The organism is Yersinia canariae (assembly GCF_009831415.1).
GTDB classification, from domain to species: Bacteria; Pseudomonadota; Gammaproteobacteria; order Enterobacterales; family Enterobacteriaceae; genus Yersinia; species Yersinia canariae.
Map to the genome: position 1 here is coordinate 4,349,353 of NZ_CP043727.1, position 17,202 is coordinate 4,366,554.

The window sequence follows — 17,202 nt, forward strand, 5'->3', positions numbered from 1 at the left end:
CTGGCTTGCTTCCTAAGCTGACACCGATTTGTTCAATTGGTAGACGATGCTGTCAATCAAGGCCGGAAATGTCTAGAATAGAGATTGAATATCATTCACTACTCGGACGCAGATCTAGATATTTATGTCAGTATTACAAGTATTACATTACCCAGACGAGCGGCTGCGCAAAATTGCAGCGCCAGTAAAAGAAGTCAATAGTGAAATCCAGCGAATCGTGGACGACATGTTCGAAACGATGTACGCAGAGGAAGGTATTGGCCTTGCTGCTACACAAGTGGATGTTCACCTGCAAATTATCGTCATTGATGTCTCGGAAAATCGTGACCAACGTTTGGTGTTGATTAACCCTGAACTACTGGAAAAAAGCGGTGAAACCGGCATTGAAGAAGGTTGCTTATCAATCCCTGAGCAACGTGCATTGGTTCCTCGCGCTGAAAAAGTCAAAATCAGAGCACTAGATCGTGACGGCAAACCGTTCGAGCTAGAAGCTGATGACTTATTAGCAATTTGTATCCAGCACGAAATGGACCATTTGGTTGGTAAACTGTTTGTGGACTATTTATCGCCACTGAAACGTCAGCGTATCCGCCAAAAGCTGGAGAAAATGGCCAAGCTGAATGCTCGTGCCGACTAACCCCTTTTAATGCAGGAAACCAATGTGTCTGACTCTTTGCGGATAATTTTTGCCGGAACTCCTGACTTTGCAGCGCGCCATTTAGGCGCGTTGTTGTCTTCTCAACATCAGATTGTGGGTGTTTTCACTCAACCTGACCGCCCCGCTGGCCGTGGTAATAAGCTCACACCAAGCCCAGTTAAGGTATTAGCCGAACAGCACAATATTCCTGTTTTTCAGCCAAAATCATTACGACCGGAAGAAAACCAACATTTAGTCGCTAATCTTAATGCGGATATTATGGTGGTGGTCGCCTATGGCTTGATTCTTCCGGCATCAGTTTTGGCAATGCCGCGATTAGGTTGCATTAATGTCCATGGTTCTCTATTGCCACGCTGGCGCGGTGCTGCACCAATCCAACGTTCTCTCTGGGCTGGCGATGCAAAAACCGGTGTGACTATCATGCAAATGGATGTTGGGCTAGATACTGGCGATATGTTGCATAAAATTGAATGCGAGATTCAGCCAGAAGATACCAGTGCGACACTGTATGATAAATTGGCGCAACTCGGCCCACAGGGCTTATTGGTAACATTGCAACAATTGGCTGAAGGCAGTGCGCAGCCCGAAGTACAAGATGAAACACAAGTTACCTATGCGGAAAAACTGAGCAAAGAGGAGGCCAAATTAGATTGGTCACTTTCTGCAGCCCAGTTAGAGCGTTGTATTCGCGCCTTCAATCCTTGGCCAGTCAGCTATTTCGTGGTTGATGAGCAACCCATCAAAGTTTGGCAAGCACACGTGCTCGCCGCGGTTGATAATGCAGCGCCAGGGACAATCCTTCATGCTGATAAGCATGGCATCCAGGTTGCAACTGCAGAGGGCGTTTTGAATATCACCCAACTGCAACCAGCCGGTAAGAAAGCCATGTCAGCCACCGATTTGTTAAATTCACGACGCGAATGGTTTACACCCGGCAGCCAGCTAGCGTAATAGTCCAGCAGCTACCGCTATATATTTCATTGCCCGATACTTCATCATCGGGCCACTTTCCCTTTATTTGCTGACGTTTGTCGGCTTTTTTGGTTATGAAAAACACATATAATCTCCGCAGCATCGCTGCTAAAGCAATTAGCCAGGTATTGGATCAGGGGCAATCGCTCAGTACCGTTTTGCCTGGGCTACAAAAAAGTATTTCTGATAAAGATCGCGCATTGCTGCAGGAGTTGTGTTTTGGCACTTTGCGTGTCCTGCCGCAACTTGAGTGGTGTATTCAGCAGTTAATGGCACGCCCGATGACCGGTAAACAGCGTGTTTTTCATTATCTGATTATGGTTGGACTTTATCAGCTGATATACACGCGTATTCCTCCTCATGCTGCGCTGGCAGAGACTGTTGAAGGTGCTACCGCACTGAAGCGCCCGCAATTAAAAGGGCTAATTAACGGGGTGCTGCGCCAATTCCAACGCCAGCAAGTGGAATTACTGGAACGGGCCGCCAATAACGATAGCCACTATCTACATCCAAGCTGGTTATTGGCGCGAATTAAACAAGCTTATCCTGATCAATGGCAGCAGATTCTGGATGCAAATAACCAAAAGCCACCAATGTGGCTGCGTGTTAGCCGGCTACACCATTCTCGCAGTGAATATCTTGAGCTATTAAAACAAGCTAATATTGATGCTTTACCTCATGATTTTTATCCTGATGCTGTTCGTCTTATCACGCCTTGTGCCGTTAGTGATCTACCCGGTTTCGAACTCGGCTGGGTAACCGTACAAGATGCATCAGCACAAGGTTGCGTTGATCTGCTTGATCCACAAAATGGTGAGCAGATCCTCGACCTATGTGCCGCTCCGGGTGGCAAGACGACTCATATACTGGAAGCCGCTCCAAAGGCCCATGTATTGGCGGTAGATATCGATGAGCAACGACTCAGCCGGGTTAAAGAAAATTTACAACGCCTGAAATTACATGCGGTAGTACGGGTCGGCGATGGGCGCACACCTGATGAATGGTGTGGTGATCAACAATTTGACCGGATACTGTTAGATGCTCCTTGCTCCGCAACAGGAGTCATTCGCCGGCATCCAGATATTAAATGGTTACGCCGAGACAGTGATATTGCCGAGCTGGCTCAACTGCAATCTGAGATAATAGAAGCTATCTGGCCTAAACTGAAAAAAGGTGGCGTAATGGTTTACGCTACTTGCTCCATATTGCCCGAAGAGAATCAGCAGCAGATCGCCACTTTTCTACAGCGGCACAGTGAAGCAGAATTGATCGAAACAGGTACAACTTCAGTACCCGGTAGACAAAACCTGCCACATCCTGAGGATGGTGATGGTTTTTATTATGCGAAGTTGATCAAAAGATAGTCGTGGCTTTTGCTGCCTCAAACCTAATTTCAGTGTGAAACAGAGAACGCGATGAAAATAATTATTCTTGGGGCGGGGCAAGTTGGCGGTACCCTGGCAGAAAACCTGGTGGGTGAGAACAATGATATCACTGTCGTTGATATCGACTCAGGGCGACTACGCCAGCTACAAGATAAATTTGATCTGCGAGTCGTGCAAGGGCATGGTTCGCACCCTCGAGTTTTGCGAGAAGCTGGAGCGGAAGATGCGGATATGCTGGTTGCAGTGACTAACTCCGATGAAACCAATATGGTTGCCTGCCAAATAGCTTACTCGCTCTTTAATACGCCAAATCGTATCGCGCGCATCCGTTCAGCTGAATATATCCGTGAAGCCGATAAGCTGTTTCTGCCGGAAGCTGTACCTATTGACCATTTAATCTCACCCGAACAATTAGTTATAGATTACATCTATAAACTCATCGAGTATCCGGGTGCTTTGCAGGTAGTTAATTTTGCTGAAGGGAAAGTCAGTATTGCCGCAGTTAAAGCCTATTATGGTGGGCCATTAGTTGGCAATGCATTGTCCTCTTTACGTGAACATATGCCGCATATTGATACCAGAGTCGCGGCTATATTTCGTCAAGATCGTCCTATTCGCCCACAAGGTTCAACCATCATTGAAGCGGGCGATGAAGTGTTCTTTGTTGCCGCCTCTCAGCATATTCGCGCCGTCATGAGTGAGTTACAGCGTTTGGAAAAACCGTATAAGCGCATCATGATAGTGGGCGGCGGAAATGTGGGAGCGGGCTTAGCGCTGCGGTTGGAAAAAGATTACAGCGTAAAATTAATTGAACGTGATCAGCAACGTGCTGCTGACTTGGCAGAAATGCTGCACGATACCATCGTATTTTATGGTGATGCATCAGATCAGGAATTGCTAGCAGAAGAGCATATTGAACAAGTTGATGTCTTTATTGCAATTACCAATGATGACGAAGCGAATATTATGTCAGCAATGCTGGCAAAACGTATGGGCGCTAAAAAGGCAATGGTATTAATCCAGCGCAGCGCCTATGTCGATTTGGTCCAGGGAAGTGTTATTGATATTGTTATATCACCACAGCAGGCAACTATTTCTGCGCTATTAGGCCACGTCCGTAAAGCTGATATTGTGAGTGTTTCATCATTAAGACGCGGTGTTGCTGAAGCAATAGAAGCCATTGCCCACGGCGATGAAAGTACATCAAAAGTTGTAGGTCGAATGGTAGAAGATATAAAACTACCACCGGGCACGACTATTGGGGCCATTGTTCGCGGTGACGAGGTGATTATTGCTAATGGGAATTCAGTCATTAAACAGGGAGATCATGTTGTGATGTTTATTACTCATAAGAAATTTGTTCCTGATGTGGAGCGGTTGTTCCAACCAAGCCCATTCTTCTTGTAATCAATGACAGTTAAATTAAAAGTATTCTTATTGAGAAGAGAAAACTTTCCTATAATTATGGCTGTATCCAGTTTTATTTAGCTAAGATTAAGTAGTTCATTTTAAAGGGGGTGTTGGATATGAGTTTTATGAAGGAATTCCGTGAATTTGCCATGCGTGGCAATGTTGTCGACTTGGCTGTCGGGGTAATTATTGGTGCTGCATTTGGCAGAATTGTTTCCTCACTTGTTGCCGATATCATTATGCCGCCATTAGGCTTATTGCTAGGTGGAGTCGATTTCAAACAATTCCATTTCGTATTACGGGCAGCCGAAGGAACGATACCCGCTATTGTAATGAATTACGGTACATTTATTCAGAGTATTTTTGACTTCGTCATCGTGGCCCTCGCTATTTTCTCTGCAGTTAAACTGATGAACAAAATGCGCCGTGAAAAAGCAGAAGAGCCAGCGACACCAGCAGCGCCAACAGCAGAAGAAAAGCTGCTCGCTGAAATCCGTGATTTACTAAAAGCACAGCAATCAAAATAATTTAAAATTATTAAAACAAAAAAGCCATCAAATAGATGGCTTTTTTATTACGCTAAAATCAGAAGGCCAGTGGTAAATAATCAATTAATTGTTTACCACTGGCCTCCCACTTACCGCCTTTTGCATGTTTTTCTTTGCGCTGATAACTCCCTTTACCTTTAATGTTTTTTTCAATGCGCTGTCTGAAAAGTGGGTCAGAAAGTAGAGCTTCTAGCGCGTTGTCTTTTATTTTCCCTTTGGTATGTCGATACGGCGTCATATTAATGCCTCACTAATAAAGTATTGATTAAAAATCCCACGAATAATACTGCTTGTATGAACTGATTAAAACTACTTACCTAAAAAAATTTACTCTTTGGCTAATTCCTCCGTCGCCCCCTGCTCCAAAGCCTCTAAAATAGAGCAATAAGTCGTGGCATGCGAACTCCCACAACACGCATTACTCAGCCGTTTCAATGAATCACGCATCTTTTTTAGCTCAGTAATCTTGCTTTCCACATCATTCAACCGCGAATCGACAATCGCCTTGGATTCTTGGCAGGTGTGATGCTCAGGATCGACGCGGATAGACAATAATTCTGCAATGGTTTCTAAAGTAAATCCGAGCTGTTTTGCATAACGGATAAACCGTAAGCGCTGCAAGTCTTGTTCACTGTACAGTCTGTAGCCGCCTTCTGTCCGCCTCCCATGATCCATCATGCCTTGCTTTTCATAATAGCGAATAGTATCAGGGGTTACGTCAGCGAGTTTGGCCAGTTGCCCAATTCTTAACATTTGTTATTCCTCTTTAGACAGCTTATCTGTCACCTTATGCTGATATTCTTTGTGCAAGAAATCTGTGCTAAGCCCCGCTTGTCTCAATCTTAACTCCAATAAGACCAGCCGCTTATGCAAATTTGAGTAATCATCATGTTGCCTGTCGAGTTGTGACAACAAATCAGTAATAGTAAGTGCTTCCTGCCGATCTTGTAATTCAGGAGGAAGATATCCCGCATTCTTCAGTAATCTATATCCGACTCTTAGATCAACAGGGATAAGCGTGTCATCATCGAGTAATAGTGGTTTGCCGCTCCCAGGCAGATTGTCCAGTTCTCCCTTTTCTTGAGCATTAACAATATGTCTTTCCGCCCATTCATCAATTAACTCCATAGTGCCACCAAGAGATCAGATTCCACAGAATAGATGAAAGTTAAGATTAATGGATTGGCAGATAAATAATAAGGGGAGAAAAGAGCTATGGGGAGGATAAGAACTCATGTCACTGAATTATGGGCGTAAAAAAACCGGGCAAGCCCGGTTTTTTTACGCGTTTACAGATTACTCTGCAGCAACTACTTCTGCTTGCGATGCAGCACGATCAACTAACTCGATGTAAGCCATCGGTGCGTTGTCGCCTGCACGGAAGCCACACTTCAGAATGCGAGTGTAACCACCGGCGCGGCTCGCGAAACGCGGGCCTAGCTCGTTAAACAGTTTTGCCACGATCTCGTTATCACGAGTGCGGGCGAATGCCAGACGACGATTAGCTACGCTGTCGGTCTTGGCAAGAGTAATCAGCGGCTCAACAACGCGACGCAGCTCTTTCGCTTTCGGCAGGGTCGTCTTGATTATCTCATGACGAACCAAAGAGCCGGCCATGTTACGGAACATAGCCTGGCGATGGCTGCTGTTACGGTTCAGTTGACGACCACTCTTACGATGGCGCATGACCTTATCCTTCTCAGTAAAACCTTAACCTGTGATCCGGTTACTCGTTATCAGCAATGCTAGCCGGTGGCCAATTTTCTAGGCGCATGCCTAAAGAAAGACCACGTGATGCGAGCACGTCTTTAATCTCAGTAAGAGATTTTTTACCCAGGTTAGGCGTTTTCAGCAACTCAACCTCGGTACGCTGTACCAGATCACCGATGTAGTGGATAGCTTCTGCCTTGAGGCAGTTAGCAGAGCGGACAGTCAATTCCAGATCGTCAACAGGGCGCAGCAGGATCGGATCAAACTCTGGCTTCTCTTCTTTAACTTCCGGCTGACGTACATCACGTAAGTCAACGAAAGCTTCAAGCTGTTCAGCCAAGATAGTTGCCGCACGGCGGATCGCCTCTTCAGGATCGATCGTACCATTGGTTTCCATCTCGATAACCAACTTGTCCAGGTCGGTACGCTGTTCTACACGCGCTGCTTCAACATTGTAGGCAATTCGCTCTACAGGGCTATAGCATGCGTCTACTAACAGACGACCAATCGGGCGCTCATCTTCTTCCGAATGAATTCGGGCAGAAGCCGGCACATAACCACGACCACGTTGAACTTTGATACGCATACTAATAGATGCGTTTTCATCGGTCAGGTGGCAGATAACGTGCTGCGGCTTGACGATTTCAACATCACCATCATGGGTGATATCGGCTGCAGTCACAGGGCCAATGCCAGACTTATTCAGGGTAAGAATAACTTCATCTTTACCCTGAACTCTCACCGCCAGCCCTTTCAGGTTGAGCAGGATCTCCAGGATATCTTCCTGTACGCCTTCTTTGGTGCTGTACTCATGCAGTACACCATCAATCTCAACCTCGGTCACCGCGCAACCCGGCATAGATGAAAGCAGAATACGGCGCAGTGCGTTGCCGAGAGTATGGCCAAAGCCACGCTCTAACGGCTCAAGGGTCACCTTGGCGTGCGTCGAACTGACTTGCTCGATATCTACCAGGCGCGGTTTTAGAAACTCTGTCACAGAACCCTGCATTGTGTCCTCTCTTTGGTACTAAGCTTTACTTGGAGTAAAGCTCGACGATCAGGTGTTCGTTAATGTCCGCAGACAGATCAGTACGTTCAGGAATACGTTTGAACACACCTTCCATCTTAACAGCATCAACTTCCAGCCAAGTCGGCTTTTCACGCTGCTCAGCCAGCTCCAAAGCTGCCTTAACACGAGACTGCTTTTTAGCTTTCTCACGGATGCTGACTACGTCATTCGGAGATACCTGATAAGAAGCGATGTTAACAACGCGACCATTTACCATGATAGCTTTATGACTAACCAGCTGACGTGATTCAGCACGAGTTGCGCCAAAGCCCATACGGTAAACTACGTTATCCAGACGACCTTCCAGCAATTGCAACAGGTTTGCACCTGTGTTGCCTTTCAGACGTGCTGCTTCTTTATAGTAGTTACGGAATTGACGTTCTAGAACACCATAGATACGGCGAACTTTTTGTTTCTCACGTAACTGCACACCGTAGTCAGACAGACGCGGTTTACGCGCACCGTGCTGGCCAGGTGGTTGTTCAATCTTACACTTGGTGTCAATCGCGCGAACGCCAGACTTAAGGAACAGGTCTGTGCCCTCACGACGGCTCAGCTTGAGCTTAGGACCCAAATATCTTGCCATTTTCTCTCTCCAACAAACCTAAAAGCAGCGTTATACGCGGCGCTTTTTCGGCGGACGACAACCGTTATGAGGGATCGGAGTCACATCAGTAATATTAGTGATGCGGAAACCAGCCGCGTTTAACGCACGGATAGTAGACTCACGGCCCGGACCAGGTCCTTTAACCATAACTTCCAGATTCTTGATACCGTATTCTTTCACTGCGTCAGCGCAGCGCTCTGCTGCAACTTGCGCTGCAAACGGAGTAGACTTACGAGATCCACGGAAACCGGAACCACCTGCTGTTGCCCAACCCAATGCGTTACCTTGACGATCTGTAATGGTAACGATGGTGTTGTTGAAAGAAGCATGGATATGAGCCACACCGTCAGAGACTGTCTTTCTTACACGCTTGCGTGCACGAATAGGTGCCTTTGCCATTATTCAATCACCCCGATTATTTCTTGATCGGTTTACGCGGACCCTTACGGGTACGTGCGTTGGTCTTAGTACGCTGACCGCGAACTGGTAGACCACGACGATGACGCAAACCACGATAAGTCCCAAGGTCCATCAGACGCTTGATGCTCAGGGTCACCTCACGACGCAGATCACCTTCTACAACGTACTTGGCAACTTCGTCACGCAGCTTCTCGATTTGCTCTTCAGACAGCTCACTGATCTTAACATTTTCAGCAATACCCGCAGCAACACAGATAGCCTGTGAACGGGTCTTACCGATGCCGTAGATCGCAGTCAAAGCGATAACGGTATGTTTCTGATCAGGAATGTTAATGCCTGCTATACGGGCCACTATGCACTCCTACTATTTTATACAGCAATACCATTCTGAAAAGCCCGTTTTCAGGATACTCAAATAGCATTGCAGTCACATACAAAAGATTGGCTGGCTAATCTAGCCAGCTCAACCCAACTTTGCAAGAAAAATATGCAAGATAAATCAGCCTTGACGCTGTTTATGCTTTGGTTCGGCACTGCAGATTACGCGAACGACACCGTTACGCTTAACAATTTTGCAGTTACGACATAATTTCTTGACGGAAGCACGAACTTTCATTTTTACTCTCCGTAACTTCTCAAACATCCCTGAATTAGCGGTTATAGCCTTTCAGGTTTGCTTTCTTCAATGCAGACTCATACTGACTAGACATCATCAGAGTTTGCACTTGAGCCATAAAGTCCATGATGACCACCACTACGATAAGTAGGGAGGTACCACCAAAGTAAAATGGTACTTTCATCGCGTCACGCATGAACTCCGGGATCAGGCAGATGAAAGTAATATACATCGCACCAATTAAGGTTAAACGCGTCATTACTTTATCGATGTACTTCGCCGTTTGCTCTCCCGGACGAATTCCTGGCACGAATGCACCGGACTTCTTCAGGTTATCTGCTGTTTCACGCGGGTTGAACACTAACGCCGTGTAGAAGAAACAGAAGAAGATGATTGCAGACGCATAGAGTAACACATAAAGCGGCTGTCCCGGCTGCAAATACATCGAAATAGTCGTCAGCCAGTTCCAACCTGTCCCGCCCCCAAACCATGATGCAATCGTGGCAGGGAACAGAATTATGCTGGAAGCAAAGATTGCAGGGATAACCCCAGCCATATTCACTTTCAACGGTAAGTGTGTACTCTGTGCTGCATAAACACGACGACCTTGTTGACGTTTAGCATAGTTAACGACAATACGACGCTGACCACGTTCAATGAAAACAACGAAGAATGTTACTGCAAACACTAATACTGCAACCAACAGCAACAGGAGGAAGTGCAGGTCGCCTTGCCGAGCTTGCTCGATGGTATGGGCTATTGCAGGTGGAAGACCAGCAACAATACCAGCAAAGATTATGATTGAAATACCGTTACCGATACCACGCTCAGTAATCTGTTCGCCAAGCCACATCAGGAACATAGTCCCTGTGACCAAGCTAACAACAGCGGTAAAATAGAAGGCAAAGCCTGGATTGATTACCAGACCTTGCATCCCAGGCATATTCGGCAGACCGGTAGCAATACCGATCGATTGGAATATAGCCAATACCAACGTGCCATAGCGGGTGTACTGACTAATCTTACGACGGCCAGCCTCCCCTTCTTTCTTTATTTCTGCTAACGCTGGATGAACCACCGTTAACAGTTGGATAATAATCGATGCCGAAATATACGGCATGATACCCAAGGCAAAGATAGAAGCACGACTGAGAGCACCACCAGAGAACATGTTAAACATTTCAATGATGGTCCCTCTCTGCTGCTCGAGCAATTTAGCAAGCACAGTGGCATCGATACCAGGAATCGGAATAAAAGAGCCGATACGGAAAACAATAAGCGCACCGATAACAAACAAAAGTCTGCGCTTCAGTTCGCCTAATCCGCCTTTAGCACTTTGAAAATCTAATCCTGGTTGCTTAGCCATCTGCTACTTATTCCTCAATTTTACCGCCAGCAGCTTCGATAGCAGCACGAGCGCCTTTGGTGACACGCAGACCACGAAGAGTTACCGCACGAGTGATTTCGCCTGAAAGCATAACTTTCGCGAACTCAATCTGGGTACCAACAACGTTAGCGGCTTTCAGCGTGTTCAGGTCGATTACGTCGCCTTCCACTAAAGCCAGTTCAGACAGACGAACTTCTGCCGTGATCATAGCTTTGCGAGAGGTGAAGCCGAATTTCGGCAAACGACGATATAAAGGCATCTGACCACCTTCAAAACCACGACGTACGCCACCACCAGAACGTGAGTTCTGACCTTTGTGACCACGACCAGCAGTTTTACCCAGGCCAGAACCAATACCACGACCTACACGCTTCGGCGCATGCTTGGCACCTTCAGCCGGAGACAGAGTATTTAAACGCATCTGTTACTCCTCAACTTTAACCATGTAGGAAACCAAGTTGACCATACCACGTACAGCAGGAGTATCCTCACGCTCTACAGTATGACCAATACGACGCAGACCTAAACCGATCAGGGTTGCCTTATGTTTTGGCAAACGACCGATACTGCTTTTTGTTTGAGTTACTTTAATAGTCTTTGCCATGGTTATTTCCCTAGAATTTCTTCGACGGACTTACCACGCTTAGCAGCGACCATTTCTGGAGATTTCATATCTTCCAAAGCTGCGATAGTTGCACGAACCACGTTAATCGGGTTAGTAGAACCATATGCTTTAGCTAGAACGTTATGAACCCCTGCAACTTCCAAGACGGCGCGCATTGCACCACCGGCGATGATACCGGTACCTTCAGAAGCTGGTTGCATGAATACACGGGAACCTGTGTGAGCACCTTTAACAGGGTGCTGCAGAGTACCGTTATCCAACGCAACATTAATCATAGCGCGACGGGCTTTTTCCATCGCTTTTTGGATCGCTGCCGGAACTTCGCGTGCTTTGCCGTAGCCAAAACCAACGCGACCGTTACCATCACCAACTACTGTTAGTGCGGTAAAGCTGAAAATACGGCCACCTTTTACAGTTTTAGATACGCGGTTTACCGCGATCAGCTTTTCCTGCAGTTCGCCAGCTTGTTTTTCGATGTGTGACATCTTACACCTCTACCTTAGAACTGAAGGCCAGCTTCACGGGCAGCATCTGCCAGTGCCTGGACTCGACCATGATATTGGAAACCGGAACGGTCAAAGGATACTTTCGTGATCCCTTTTTCCAATGCGCGCTCTGCGACAGCTTTACCTACAGCTGCAGCGGCATCTTTGTTGCCGGCGTACTTCAATTGCTCATTGATAGCTTTTTCTACAGTAGAAGCGGCGACCAAAATTTCAGAACCGTTTGGTGCAATAACCTGCGCGTAAATATGGCGTGGGGTACGATGTACCACCAGGCGAGTCGCACCCAGTTCTTTGAGCTTGCGGCGTGCGCGGGTCGCACGACGGATACGAGCTGCTTTCTTATCCATAGTGTTACCTTACTTCTTCTTAGCCTCTTTGGTACGCACGACTTCGTCGGCGTAACGGACACCCTTGCCTTTATAAGGCTCAGGACGACGGTAGGCACGCAAATCTGCTGCAACCTGACCAATCACCTGCTTATCAGCGCCTTTCAGCACGATTTCAGTTTGGGTCGGGCATTCGGCAGTGATGCCAGCCGGCAATTCATGGTCAACTGGATGAGAGAAGCCTAAAGCTAAATTCACCACGTTGCCTTTAACTGCGGCACGGTAACCTACACCTACCAATTGAAGCTTCTTAGTGAAGCCTTCGGTAACACCAACGACCATTGCATTAAGCAGTGCACGAGTGGTACCCGCTTGGGCCCAACCGTCTACAGAGCCTTCGCGTGGAGCGAAAGTCAGTGTATTTTCTTCTTGCTTAACTTCAACAGCGCTATGGACGGTACGAGTCAGCTCGCCGTTCTTACCCTTAATCGAAATAACCTGACCGTTGAGTTTTACCTCTACGCCGGCAGGAATGACGACGGGTGCTTTTGCAACACGAGACATTCTTTCCTCCCGAATTAAGCTACGTAGCAGATAATCTCGCCACCAAGACCAGCCTGGCGAGCTGCACGATCGGTCATAACACCTTTAGAGGTAGAAATAACAGCGATACCCAAACCGGCCATAACTTTTGGCAGCTCATCTTTTTTCTTATAGATGCGCAGACCTGGACGGCTGATACGTTGAATGCTTTCTACCACTGCCTTACCCTGGAAATACTTAAGAGCTAATTCCAGAACAGGCTTGGTGTCGCCTTCGACTTTAAAATCTTCAATAAAACCTTCTTCCTTCAGAACGTTGGCAATTGCCACTTTCAGCTTGGAGGAAGGCATGGTGACCGCGACTTTGTTTGCGGATTGACCGTTACGGATACGGGTCAGCATATCCGCGATCGGATCTTGCATGCTCATCTGTCTTTACTCCCGTGATTCAATTGGTGACAATTACCAGCTAGCCTTTTTAAGGCCCGGGATTTCACCGCGCATTGCGGTTTCACGGACTTTAATACGGCTCAACCCGAACTTCCGCAAGAAACCATGCGGACGACCAGTTTGGTTGCAGCGGTTACGCTGACGGGACGGGCTGGAATCACGCGGCAGAGACTGCAGCTTCAGAACAGCATTCCAACGATCTTCGTCGGATGAGTTCACACCAGAGATAATAGCTTTTAATTCCTCGCGTTGAGCGCGGTATTTGTTAGCTAGTTTCACGCGAACGACTTCGCGTGCTTTCATTGATTGCTTAGCCATCAGTAACCCTACCTTACTTGCGGAATGGGAATTTAAAAGCAGCCAACAATGCACGGCCTTCATCATCGGATTTCGCAGTAGTGGTAATGGTAATATCCAAACCACGTACACGATCGACTTTATCGTAGTCGATTTCCGGGAAGATGATCTGCTCGCGCACACCCATGCTGTAGTTACCACGACCATCGAATGACTTAGCAGACAAGCCACGGAAGTCACGGATACGAGGTACAGCAATGGAGATCAGACGCTCAAAGAATTCCCACATGCGTTCGCCACGCAGAGTTACTTTACAGCCGATCGGATAGCCCTGACGGATTTTGAAGCCTGCAACAGATTTGCGTGCTTTGGTGATAAACGGCTTTTGACCGGAGATTGCTGCCAAGTCAGCTGCTGCATTATCCAGCAGTTTCTTGTCAGCGATCGCTTCACCAACACCCATGTTCAGGGTGATCTTCTCGACCCGAGGGACTTGCATGACAGAGTTGTAGCCAAACTGAGACATCAGTTGTTTGACCACCTCGTCTTTGTAGTAATCATGCAGTTTCGCCATCGTATTACTCCAAATTACTTGATAGTTTCGCTATTAGATTTAAAGAAACGGACTTTTTTGCCGTCTTCGAATCTAAAGCCTACACGGTCAGCCTTACCAGTTGCCGCGTTGAACAGCGCAATGTTGGAAACTTGAATTGCAGCTTCTTTTTCAACAATGCCACCTGGTTGGTTCAGGGCCGGAACCGGCTTCTGATGTTTTTTAACCAGGTTGATACCTTCAACAATGACCTTACTAGCAGACAGGACATTCTTTACTTTACCGCGCTTACCTTTGTCTTTCCCGGTTAGCACGATAACTTCGTCATCACGACGGATTTTCGCTGCCATGGTTCGCTCCTTAGAGTACTTCTGGTGCCAGAGAGATAATTTTCATGAACTTCTCATTACGCAGTTCACGAGTTACCGGCCCAAAAATACGCGTGCCGATTGGCTGCTCGCTGTTATTATTTAAAATAACACAAGCGTTGCCATCGAAGCGAATGACAGAACCGTCCGGGCGACGTACACCCTTCTTGGTGCGCACCACTACCGCCTTCAGAACATCGCCTTTCTTCACCTTGCCACGAGGAATAGCTTCCTTGATGGTGATCTTGATGATGTCGCCGATGCCTGCGTAGCGACGGTGCGAGCCACCTAGAACCTTGATACACATTACGCGACGTGCACCGGAGTTGTCGGCCACGGTCAGCATAGTCTGTTCTTGGATCATGTTAGTGCTCCGCTAATGTCAACTACTACTTTAGGACCCAGAATAGGTCGTTTAAAAGCCCCATTAATGAGGGCGCAGCATTATAACACCGCTTCCAAATTATGGGTAGAAAAAATAAACGGCCCACTTTCTGAGCCGTTTATTATGTTCGAGTTGGCTACTCTATTACAGAATCGCTTTCTCTACAACGCGAACAAGTGTCCAAGACTTAGTCTTTGACAGTGGACGGCATTCGCGGATTTCTACCACGTCACCGATACCACATTCATTGTTCTCGTCATGTACATGCAATTTCGTCGTACGACGGATGAATTTCCCATAAATAGGGTGCTTCACCACACGTTCGATAGCAACAACCATGGATTTCTCCATTTTGTCACTAACTACGCGACCTTGCAGAGTACGGATTTGGTCAGTCATTACGCACCCGCCTTTTCAGTCAGTAAAGTCTTAACACGTGCGATATTACGACGCACTTGTTTCGACAGGTGAGTTTGTTGCAGCTGGCCACTAGCCGCCTGCATGCGCAAATTAAATTGCTCACGCAGCAGGTTGAGCAGCTCAGTGTTCAGCTCTTCAACGCTTTTTTCACGCAGCTCTTGTGCTTTCATTACATCACCGTCTTAGTTACAAAGGTGGTTCCTACAGGCAGTTTCGCTGCAGCGAGCTTAAATGCTTCGCGAGCAGTTTCTTCCGGCACACCAGCCATTTCAAATAAAACTTTTCCTGGCTGGATCAGGGCAACCCAATACTCTACGTTACCCTTACCTTTACCCATACGTACTTCGAGCGGCTTCTCGGTGATCGGTTTGTCCGGGAATACACGGATCCAGACCTTACCTTGACGCTTAATTGCACGTGTCATCGCACGACGGGCTGCTTCGATTTGACGAGCCGTCAGGCGGCAACGGCCACAAGCTTTCAGGCCGAACTCACCGAAGCTAACATCCGTACCTTGCGCAAGGCCACGGTTACGGCCTTTGTGCATCTTACGGAATTTTGTACGCTTTGGTTGTAACATCAGCGATTCTCCTTACTTGCGGCCTTTACGCTGCTGCTTTTTAGGTTGAGCAGCCGGTTCCGGTTGTTCAACAGCAGCCATACCACCCAAGATCTCACCTTTGAAGATCCATACCTTAACGCCGATTACACCATAAGTGGTGTGCGCTTCAGATGTGTTGTAATCGATATCCGCACGCAGTGTATGCAACGGAACACGACCTTCACGGTACCATTCGGTACGCGCGATTTCAGCACCGCCAAGACGGCCGCTTACTTCAACTTTGATACCTTTAGCGCCAAGACGCATTGCGTTCTGTACAGCACGCTTCATAGCACGACGGAACATAACGCGACGTTCCAGCTGTGAAGTGATGCTGTCAGCAACCAATTTTGCGTCCAGTTCCGGTTTACGGACTTCGGCGATGTTAATCTGTGCAGGAACGCCAGCGATATCCGCTACGACCTTACGCAGTTTTTCGACATCTTCACCTTTCTTGCCGATAACGATGCCAGGACGAGCTGTGTGAATAGTCACACGGATGCTCTTCGCTGGACGCTCGATAACGATGCGAGAAACGGAAGCTTTCGCTAATTCCTTAGTCAGGAATTGGCGAACTTTAAAGTCGCTGTCCAGGTTGTCAGCGAATTCTTTGGTATTTGCGTACCAGGTAGAGTTCCAAGCTTTGACAATACCTAGTCGAATACCATTAGGATGTACTTTCTGACCCATTGCTAGTCTCCAGAGTCTCAGCGATCGGACACAACCACAGTAATGTGGCTGGTGCGCTTCAGGATGCGATCTGCACGACCTTTTGCACGAGGCATAATGCGCTTCATGCTAGGGCCTTCGTCTACGAAGATCTTCGTGACTTTCAGATCATCGATGTCAGCGCCATCGTTGTGTTCTGCGTTAGCAATGGCAGACTCTAGTACCTTCTTAACCAAACCAGCAGCTTTTTTGTTGGTATAGGTCAGAGTTTCCAGAGCTTGCGACACTTTCTTACCGCGAATCAGGTCCGCTACCAAGCGAACCTTCTGAGCAGAAGAACGAGCGTGGCGATGTTTAGCGATAGTTTCCATCTCTTCCTCCTACCTTAGCGCTTTTTAGCCTTTTTATCGGCCGCATGGCCGCGATAAGTACGGGTCGGCGCGAATTCACCCAGTTTGTGACCGACCATTTCATCGGAAACAAAAACGGGAACGTGCTGACGACCATTATGGACAGCGATGGTCAAACCGATCATATTTGGAAAGACCGTTGAACGACGGGACCAAGTCCGAATTGGCTTCTTGTCTCCGCTTTCCACCGCTTTCTCTACCTTCTTCAGCAAGTGCAGGTCAATGAAGGGACCTTTCTTGAGAGAACGTGGCATGGCTTATCCTCTAA

Annotated in this window: 31 protein-coding genes; 5 read left to right on the forward strand and 26 right to left on the reverse strand. The window is 47.4% G+C overall.

What is annotated here, in order from left to right; genetic code table 11:
* Positions 1 to 124: 124 nt before the first annotated feature.
* From def to mscL, 5 genes are all read left to right on the forward strand, one after another.
* A complete protein-coding gene (gene def, locus F0T03_RS19900; protein ID WP_145555468.1) occupies positions 125 to 637 on the forward strand; it encodes a peptide deformylase in 513 nt (170 codons plus the stop codon).
* Between the two features lie 24 nt (positions 638 to 661).
* On the forward strand, positions 662 to 1,609 hold the full coding sequence (gene fmt / locus F0T03_RS19905) for a methionyl-tRNA formyltransferase (protein WP_159680244.1): 948 nt from the start codon (positions 662 to 664) through the stop codon (positions 1,607 to 1,609).
* 95 nt (positions 1,610 to 1,704) lie between these two features.
* Complete coding sequence (rsmB, locus tag F0T03_RS19910; protein WP_159680247.1) at positions 1,705 to 2,994, forward strand: 16S rRNA (cytosine(967)-C(5))-methyltransferase RsmB; 1,290 nt, start codon at positions 1,705 to 1,707, stop codon at positions 2,992 to 2,994.
* A gap of 51 nt (positions 2,995 to 3,045) precedes the next feature.
* Complete coding sequence (trkA, locus tag F0T03_RS19915; RefSeq protein ID WP_145555465.1) at positions 3,046 to 4,422, forward strand: Trk system potassium transporter TrkA; 1,377 nt, start codon at positions 3,046 to 3,048, stop codon at positions 4,420 to 4,422.
* Positions 4,423 to 4,541: 119 nt separating this feature from the next.
* Entirely contained in the window at positions 4,542 to 4,952 is a 411-nt protein-coding gene (gene mscL, locus F0T03_RS19920) for a large-conductance mechanosensitive channel protein MscL (protein WP_145555464.1), read from the forward strand.
* A gap of 58 nt (positions 4,953 to 5,010) precedes the next feature.
* Here the strand turns inward: mscL and F0T03_RS19925 are convergent, their stop codons facing one another.
* The 26 genes from F0T03_RS19925 to rpsS form a co-directional block, all read right to left on the reverse strand.
* Positions 5,011 to 5,211 (reverse strand): alternative ribosome-rescue factor A, encoded by a 201-nt coding sequence (locus F0T03_RS19925; RefSeq protein ID WP_159680250.1) that lies wholly within the window; start codon positions 5,209 to 5,211, stop codon positions 5,011 to 5,013.
* Between the two features lie 89 nt (positions 5,212 to 5,300).
* The gene (zntR, locus tag F0T03_RS19930) at positions 5,301 to 5,726 is read right to left on the reverse strand and encodes a Zn(2+)-responsive transcriptional regulator (protein ID WP_159680253.1); all 426 of its coding nucleotides are present in this window, start codon (positions 5,724 to 5,726) and stop codon (positions 5,301 to 5,303) included.
* A 3-nt stretch (positions 5,727 to 5,729) separates the two neighbouring features.
* Positions 5,730 to 6,101 carry a DnaJ family domain-containing protein gene (locus tag F0T03_RS19935; protein ID WP_145555461.1) on the reverse strand — a complete coding sequence of 124 codons (372 nt, stop codon included), beginning with the start codon at positions 6,099 to 6,101 and terminating at the stop codon, positions 5,730 to 5,732.
* A gap of 168 nt (positions 6,102 to 6,269) precedes the next feature.
* The gene (gene rplQ / locus F0T03_RS19940) at positions 6,270 to 6,659 is read right to left on the reverse strand and encodes a 50S ribosomal protein L17 (RefSeq protein WP_004391407.1); all 390 of its coding nucleotides are present in this window, start codon (positions 6,657 to 6,659) and stop codon (positions 6,270 to 6,272) included.
* A 40-nt stretch (positions 6,660 to 6,699) separates the two neighbouring features.
* Entirely contained in the window at positions 6,700 to 7,692 is a 993-nt protein-coding gene (locus F0T03_RS19945) for a DNA-directed RNA polymerase subunit alpha (protein ID WP_004709232.1), read from the reverse strand.
* A 25-nt stretch (positions 7,693 to 7,717) separates the two neighbouring features.
* Positions 7,718 to 8,338, reverse strand: coding sequence for a 30S ribosomal protein S4 (gene rpsD, locus F0T03_RS19950; protein WP_002218949.1), 621 nt, complete (start codon positions 8,336 to 8,338; stop codon positions 7,718 to 7,720).
* Positions 8,339 to 8,368: 30 nt separating this feature from the next.
* Positions 8,369 to 8,758: a 30S ribosomal protein S11 gene (gene rpsK, locus F0T03_RS19955; RefSeq protein WP_004709234.1), complete on the reverse strand. Its 390-nt coding sequence runs from the start codon at positions 8,756 to 8,758 to the stop codon at positions 8,369 to 8,371.
* Positions 8,759 to 8,774: 16 nt separating this feature from the next.
* Positions 8,775 to 9,131 (reverse strand): 30S ribosomal protein S13, encoded by a 357-nt coding sequence (rpsM, locus tag F0T03_RS19960; RefSeq protein WP_004702348.1) that lies wholly within the window; start codon positions 9,129 to 9,131, stop codon positions 8,775 to 8,777.
* 147 nt (positions 9,132 to 9,278) lie between these two features.
* Entirely contained in the window at positions 9,279 to 9,395 is a 117-nt protein-coding gene (gene rpmJ, locus F0T03_RS19965; RefSeq protein ID WP_002227352.1) for a 50S ribosomal protein L36, read from the reverse strand.
* A gap of 34 nt (positions 9,396 to 9,429) precedes the next feature.
* Complete coding sequence (secY, locus tag F0T03_RS19970) at positions 9,430 to 10,761, reverse strand: preprotein translocase subunit SecY (RefSeq protein WP_002213344.1); 1,332 nt, start codon at positions 10,759 to 10,761, stop codon at positions 9,430 to 9,432.
* 7 nt (positions 10,762 to 10,768) lie between these two features.
* Positions 10,769 to 11,203 (reverse strand): 50S ribosomal protein L15, encoded by a 435-nt coding sequence (gene rplO / locus F0T03_RS19975; RefSeq protein WP_004391411.1) that lies wholly within the window; start codon positions 11,201 to 11,203, stop codon positions 10,769 to 10,771.
* Between the two features lie 3 nt (positions 11,204 to 11,206).
* Positions 11,207 to 11,386: a 50S ribosomal protein L30 gene (rpmD, locus tag F0T03_RS19980; RefSeq protein ID WP_002213339.1), complete on the reverse strand. Its 180-nt coding sequence runs from the start codon at positions 11,384 to 11,386 to the stop codon at positions 11,207 to 11,209.
* Between the two features lie 2 nt (positions 11,387 to 11,388).
* Complete coding sequence (gene rpsE / locus F0T03_RS19985; RefSeq protein ID WP_004391412.1) at positions 11,389 to 11,892, reverse strand: 30S ribosomal protein S5; 504 nt, start codon at positions 11,890 to 11,892, stop codon at positions 11,389 to 11,391.
* A gap of 14 nt (positions 11,893 to 11,906) precedes the next feature.
* Positions 11,907 to 12,260 carry a 50S ribosomal protein L18 gene (gene rplR, locus F0T03_RS19990; protein ID WP_004391413.1) on the reverse strand — a complete coding sequence of 118 codons (354 nt, stop codon included), beginning with the start codon at positions 12,258 to 12,260 and terminating at the stop codon, positions 11,907 to 11,909.
* A 9-nt stretch (positions 12,261 to 12,269) separates the two neighbouring features.
* A complete protein-coding gene (gene rplF / locus F0T03_RS19995) occupies positions 12,270 to 12,803 on the reverse strand; it encodes a 50S ribosomal protein L6 (RefSeq protein WP_145555460.1) in 534 nt (177 codons plus the stop codon).
* Between the two features lie 14 nt (positions 12,804 to 12,817).
* Entirely contained in the window at positions 12,818 to 13,210 is a 393-nt protein-coding gene (rpsH, locus tag F0T03_RS20000; protein ID WP_005159858.1) for a 30S ribosomal protein S8, read from the reverse strand.
* A gap of 33 nt (positions 13,211 to 13,243) precedes the next feature.
* Positions 13,244 to 13,549 carry a 30S ribosomal protein S14 gene (gene rpsN / locus F0T03_RS20005; protein ID WP_004391418.1) on the reverse strand — a complete coding sequence of 102 codons (306 nt, stop codon included), beginning with the start codon at positions 13,547 to 13,549 and terminating at the stop codon, positions 13,244 to 13,246.
* Positions 13,550 to 13,562: 13 nt separating this feature from the next.
* Positions 13,563 to 14,102 carry a 50S ribosomal protein L5 gene (gene rplE / locus F0T03_RS20010; protein ID WP_050110016.1) on the reverse strand — a complete coding sequence of 180 codons (540 nt, stop codon included), beginning with the start codon at positions 14,100 to 14,102 and terminating at the stop codon, positions 13,563 to 13,565.
* 14 nt (positions 14,103 to 14,116) lie between these two features.
* On the reverse strand, positions 14,117 to 14,431 hold the full coding sequence (gene rplX, locus F0T03_RS20015) for a 50S ribosomal protein L24 (RefSeq protein WP_004391420.1): 315 nt from the start codon (positions 14,429 to 14,431) through the stop codon (positions 14,117 to 14,119).
* Positions 14,432 to 14,441: 10 nt separating this feature from the next.
* The gene (gene rplN / locus F0T03_RS20020) at positions 14,442 to 14,813 is read right to left on the reverse strand and encodes a 50S ribosomal protein L14 (RefSeq protein WP_032906604.1); all 372 of its coding nucleotides are present in this window, start codon (positions 14,811 to 14,813) and stop codon (positions 14,442 to 14,444) included.
* Between the two features lie 165 nt (positions 14,814 to 14,978).
* Positions 14,979 to 15,233 (reverse strand): 30S ribosomal protein S17, encoded by a 255-nt coding sequence (rpsQ, locus tag F0T03_RS20025; RefSeq protein ID WP_002228135.1) that lies wholly within the window; start codon positions 15,231 to 15,233, stop codon positions 14,979 to 14,981.
* Positions 15,233 to 15,424, reverse strand: a complete 192-nt coding sequence (gene rpmC / locus F0T03_RS20030) for a 50S ribosomal protein L29 (protein ID WP_005159843.1) — start codon at positions 15,422 to 15,424, stop codon at positions 15,233 to 15,235. Before rpmC ends, rpsQ begins: the two co-directional genes overlap by 1 nt.
* Entirely contained in the window at positions 15,424 to 15,834 is a 411-nt protein-coding gene (rplP, locus tag F0T03_RS20035; protein ID WP_002218940.1) for a 50S ribosomal protein L16, read from the reverse strand. Before rplP ends, rpmC begins: the two co-directional genes overlap by 1 nt.
* Before the next feature lie 12 nt (positions 15,835 to 15,846).
* Positions 15,847 to 16,545, reverse strand: coding sequence for a 30S ribosomal protein S3 (gene rpsC, locus F0T03_RS20040; RefSeq protein ID WP_002221644.1), 699 nt, complete (start codon positions 16,543 to 16,545; stop codon positions 15,847 to 15,849).
* A 17-nt stretch (positions 16,546 to 16,562) separates the two neighbouring features.
* Positions 16,563 to 16,895, reverse strand: coding sequence for a 50S ribosomal protein L22 (gene rplV / locus F0T03_RS20045; protein WP_002223844.1), 333 nt, complete (start codon positions 16,893 to 16,895; stop codon positions 16,563 to 16,565).
* A 14-nt stretch (positions 16,896 to 16,909) separates the two neighbouring features.
* Complete coding sequence (gene rpsS, locus F0T03_RS20050) at positions 16,910 to 17,188, reverse strand: 30S ribosomal protein S19 (protein WP_002213430.1); 279 nt, start codon at positions 17,186 to 17,188, stop codon at positions 16,910 to 16,912.
* Between the last annotated feature and the right edge of the window lie 14 nt (positions 17,189 to 17,202).

Coding starts and splice junctions, on each gene's coding strand:
- zntR (WP_159680253.1), bottom strand. CDS start 5,726: ATGTTAAGAATTGGGCAACTGGCCAAACTCGCTGACGTAACCCCTGAT.
- rplO (WP_004391411.1), bottom strand. CDS start 11,203: ATGCGTTTAAATACTCTGTCTCCGGCTGAAGGTGCCAAGCATGCGCCG.
- F0T03_RS19935 (WP_145555461.1), bottom strand. CDS start 6,101: ATGGAGTTAATTGATGAATGGGCGGAAAGACATATTGTTAATGCTCAA.
- rpsH (WP_005159858.1), bottom strand. CDS start 13,210: ATGAGCATGCAAGATCCGATCGCGGATATGCTGACCCGTATCCGTAAC.
- F0T03_RS19945 (WP_004709232.1), bottom strand. CDS start 7,692: ATGCAGGGTTCTGTGACAGAGTTTCTAAAACCGCGCCTGGTAGATATC.
- rplQ (WP_004391407.1), bottom strand. CDS start 6,659: ATGCGCCATCGTAAGAGTGGTCGTCAACTGAACCGTAACAGCAGCCAT.
- trkA (WP_145555465.1), top strand. CDS start 3,046: ATGAAAATAATTATTCTTGGGGCGGGGCAAGTTGGCGGTACCCTGGCA.
- rsmB (WP_159680247.1), top strand. CDS start 1,705: ATGAAAAACACATATAATCTCCGCAGCATCGCTGCTAAAGCAATTAGC.
- rplF (WP_145555460.1), bottom strand. CDS start 12,803: ATGTCTCGTGTTGCAAAAGCACCCGTCGTCATTCCTGCCGGCGTAGAG.
- secY (WP_002213344.1), bottom strand. CDS start 10,761: ATGGCTAAGCAACCAGGATTAGATTTTCAAAGTGCTAAAGGCGGATTA.
- def (WP_145555468.1), top strand. CDS start 125: ATGTCAGTATTACAAGTATTACATTACCCAGACGAGCGGCTGCGCAAA.
- rpsK (WP_004709234.1), bottom strand. CDS start 8,758: ATGGCAAAGGCACCTATTCGTGCACGCAAGCGTGTAAGAAAGACAGTC.
- rpmD (WP_002213339.1), bottom strand. CDS start 11,386: ATGGCAAAGACTATTAAAGTAACTCAAACAAAAAGCAGTATCGGTCGT.
- mscL (WP_145555464.1), top strand. CDS start 4,542: ATGAGTTTTATGAAGGAATTCCGTGAATTTGCCATGCGTGGCAATGTT.
- rpsS (WP_002213430.1), bottom strand. CDS start 17,188: ATGCCACGTTCTCTCAAGAAAGGTCCCTTCATTGACCTGCACTTGCTG.
- rplR (WP_004391413.1), bottom strand. CDS start 12,260: ATGGATAAGAAAGCAGCTCGTATCCGTCGTGCGACCCGCGCACGCCGC.
- rpsC (WP_002221644.1), bottom strand. CDS start 16,545: ATGGGTCAGAAAGTACATCCTAATGGTATTCGACTAGGTATTGTCAAA.
- rplV (WP_002223844.1), bottom strand. CDS start 16,895: ATGGAAACTATCGCTAAACATCGCCACGCTCGTTCTTCTGCTCAGAAG.
- rplE (WP_050110016.1), bottom strand. CDS start 14,102: ATGGCGAAACTGCATGATTACTACAAAGACGAGGTGGTCAAACAACTG.
- rpmC (WP_005159843.1), bottom strand. CDS start 15,424: ATGAAAGCACAAGAGCTGCGTGAAAAAAGCGTTGAAGAGCTGAACACT.
- rpsE (WP_004391412.1), bottom strand. CDS start 11,892: ATGTCACACATCGAAAAACAAGCTGGCGAACTGCAGGAAAAGCTGATC.
- rpsD (WP_002218949.1), bottom strand. CDS start 8,338: ATGGCAAGATATTTGGGTCCTAAGCTCAAGCTGAGCCGTCGTGAGGGC.
- rpsQ (WP_002228135.1), bottom strand. CDS start 15,233: ATGACTGACCAAATCCGTACTCTGCAAGGTCGCGTAGTTAGTGACAAA.
- rplP (WP_002218940.1), bottom strand. CDS start 15,834: ATGTTACAACCAAAGCGTACAAAATTCCGTAAGATGCACAAAGGCCGT.
- rplX (WP_004391420.1), bottom strand. CDS start 14,431: ATGGCAGCGAAAATCCGTCGTGATGACGAAGTTATCGTGCTAACCGGG.
- F0T03_RS19925 (WP_159680250.1), bottom strand. CDS start 5,211: ATGACGCCGTATCGACATACCAAAGGGAAAATAAAAGACAACGCGCTA.
- rpsN (WP_004391418.1), bottom strand. CDS start 13,549: ATGGCTAAGCAATCAATGAAAGCACGCGAAGTCGTTCGCGTGAAACTA.
- rplN (WP_032906604.1), bottom strand. CDS start 14,813: ATGATCCAAGAACAGACTATGCTGACCGTGGCCGACAACTCCGGTGCA.
- rpmJ (WP_002227352.1), bottom strand. CDS start 9,395: ATGAAAGTTCGTGCTTCCGTCAAGAAATTATGTCGTAACTGCAAAATT.